General features: G+C 74.7%; 2 protein-coding genes. Both read left to right on the top strand.

The window, feature by feature from the left end:
* Positions 1 to 388: 388 nt before the first annotated feature.
* Entirely contained in the window at positions 389 to 1,570 is a 1,182-nt protein-coding gene (locus DN069_RS37795; RefSeq protein ID WP_165845821.1) for a M48 family metallopeptidase, read from the top strand.
* 56 nt (positions 1,571 to 1,626) lie between these two features.
* Entirely contained in the window at positions 1,627 to 2,283 is a 657-nt protein-coding gene (locus tag DN069_RS37790; RefSeq protein ID WP_111507779.1) for a class I SAM-dependent methyltransferase, read from the top strand.
* Positions 2,284 to 2,605: the final 322 nt, after the last annotated feature.

Genomic DNA, 2,605 nt, shown 5'->3' with positions numbered 1-2,605 from the left:
CCCCCGGCCCCTCCGCCAGCACCGCCCTGACCGCCGACGCGGACACCTCCCGCTCCAGCAGACGCCGCACCGAGCCCCGCAACTCCCGGTGCTCCTCGCTGATGCCGACGGCCATGAACGCCCCCTCCTGAAGCTGACGTCGCGTCAGATTAGAACGTGTTCCAGTAATTGGGAAGCCTGACGCCGGAATCCACTTCCTGCCCCAGCCCTTGATCGGGCATGATCTGCCGCCATGACCACGCCCACGACGAGCACGGACACCGAGTGCCCGGAATGCTCGGGTTCGCTGACCAGCGACCCCAGATTCACCGTCTGGTGCCCTTCGTGCCATTGGAACGCGTTGCCGGAGAGCTCCCGAAAGAGCGCGGTGACGAGCGGAAGCGGTGGCGTGCGACGCCGTCTCGACCAGACGTTGGAGCAGCGGCTGTTCGACGAGGCGAGTTCGGGCAGGGAACTGCGGCCGCGCCGCGGCGCCGGTCACCTCGCGGCCGTCCTGCTGGCGCTGCCGGTGCACCTGGTCACCGTGGCCGCGCTCGTCGGCGCCGTCCTGCTGATGCGCTTCGGCGCCTGGACGGCCGACCTGGCCGCCGTCGCGCTGCTGGGCGTGGCCTACCTGGGCCGGCCTCGACTCGGCGACCTCGCACGCACACGGAAGTCCGGGCACCCGCTCTCCCGCAAGGCCGCACCGCAGCTGTGGGCGCTCGCCGACTCCGTCGCGGAGCAGCTCGGCACCCGTGCGCCGGGCCTGATCCTGGTCGACGCCCGGTACAACGCCTCCTACGCACGCGTCGGTTGGCGGCGGCGCGTGGTGCTGCGGCTCGGCCTGCCGTTGTGGCTGTCGCTCACCGAGCAGGAGCGGGTGGCGCTGCTGGCCCACGAGTTCGGACACGGCGTCAACGGCGACAGCCGACGCGGGGTCTGGCTCGGCGCGGCGCTCGGCAGTCTGAGCGAGTGGGTGAGGCTGCTCCGGCCGGCCCGCGGCGGCGTCCGGGTCCGCGGCGGCATGGAGGCACTGGCCGCCCTGCTGGCGCGGGGGCTGATGTCGTTCCTCTCCGCGCTGGTGGAGCTGTACCTGCGACTGCTGGACCGGGCCACCCGCCTCGACTCCCGCCGGGCCGAGTACCTGGCCGACTCCTACACCGTGCGCCTGGCGGGCGGCGCGGGCGCGGCCGGACTGCTGGAGGCGCTGCACCTCCGCACGGCCTTCGAGACGGTGACGCATCAGGCACGCATGGCCGCGCGTCAGGCGCGGGCGCAGGCCCGGGGTCGCGCCGGGGGTGAGGCGCGGGGTCAGGCCGACGGGCCGCAGCAGCCGGACCTGTGGGTGGGGCTGACCGCCTACGTCCGCTCCATTCCCGCCGAGGAGCGCGCCCGGCGCGTGATCGCGGCGGAGCTGACCCACGACGACTTCGACACCACCCACCCGCCGACCCACCTGCGGCTGGCCTTCGTCCGGGGACTGCCCGCGAGTGAGCCGGCCGTGGTACTGGACGTGGCGGCTTCGGCCGCGATCGACGCCGAGCTGCGCCCGGTCGGCCGGAGCCTGGAGGCCGCGCTGCTCGACCGGTGACGTGCCGGGGGACGTGCGCCCGGCGCGCAAGTGACCGGCCGGTAGGGTGGCGCGCTATGGACGCGACGCGAGAGATCAGCCCCGCCCGGCCGCAGGCGGCGGTGCTGGCCGCCTTCGAGGCGGCGACGGGTTTCATGCCCGTGGACGAGGGCCTCGCCCTGTACGCGGCGGCCGCCGAGGCCGCGACGCGCACGGGCCTGCCGGTGCTGGAGATCGGCACCTACTGCGGCCGCTCCACGATCCTGCTCGCCGAGGCAGCGCGCCTGGCCGGGACGGTCGCGATCACGGTCGACCACCACCGCGGCTCGGAGGAGCAGCAGCCCGGCTGGGAGTACCACGACACGTCTCTGGTCGACCCCGAGGTCGGCCTGATGGACACCCTCCCGCGCTTCCGCCGCACCCTGCACGCGGCCGGGCTGGAGCCGCACGTCGTCGCCCTCGTCGGCCGTTCCCCGCAGCTGGCCGCGCTCTGGGGCACCGAGGTCGGCCTGGTCTTCATCGACGGCGGCCACACCGACGAGCACGCCACCGGCGACTACGAGGGCTGGGTCCCGCACCTCGCCCAGGACGGCCTGCTGGTCGTGCACGACGTCTTCCCCGACCCGGCGGACGGCGGCCAGGCCCCCTACCGGGTCTACCGGCGCGCGCTGGACGAGGGCTTCCGGGAGATCTCGGTCACCGGCTCGCTGCGGGTGCTGCGCCGCGAGGGCTGAGCCGCGGGGCCCGAGCCGCGGGGATCATGATCGAGCAAAGCTGCCTGTCGGCAGCAGGGGTTCGATACGGTGGCGCCCATCGGTTTCGGGGTACCTGCGGTACGCGGCGAGGTGGGCATGAGCGATCGGGACGGCACGACCCCCGCGGTGTGGGATCCCACAGCCAACGGCGGCGCCGGCGGCTGGGTCCGCCGCGGCGCGCCGAGCACGCCCAGTGCGCCCCCGCCGAGCGACGCGGAGGAGACGGCAGTCCTCCCGCCGATCCCCCCCCCCCCTCCCCGCCCCCCCGTCCCGCCCCTCTCTGACCCGCCCGCTCTCCGCC

The organism is Streptacidiphilus pinicola, from assembly GCF_003258295.1.
GTDB lineage: Bacteria > Actinomycetota > Actinomycetes > Streptomycetales > Streptomycetaceae > Streptacidiphilus > Streptacidiphilus pinicola.
The sequence above is the reverse complement of the archived record's forward strand: the minus strand, read 5'-3'. Positions and strand labels throughout refer to the sequence as shown.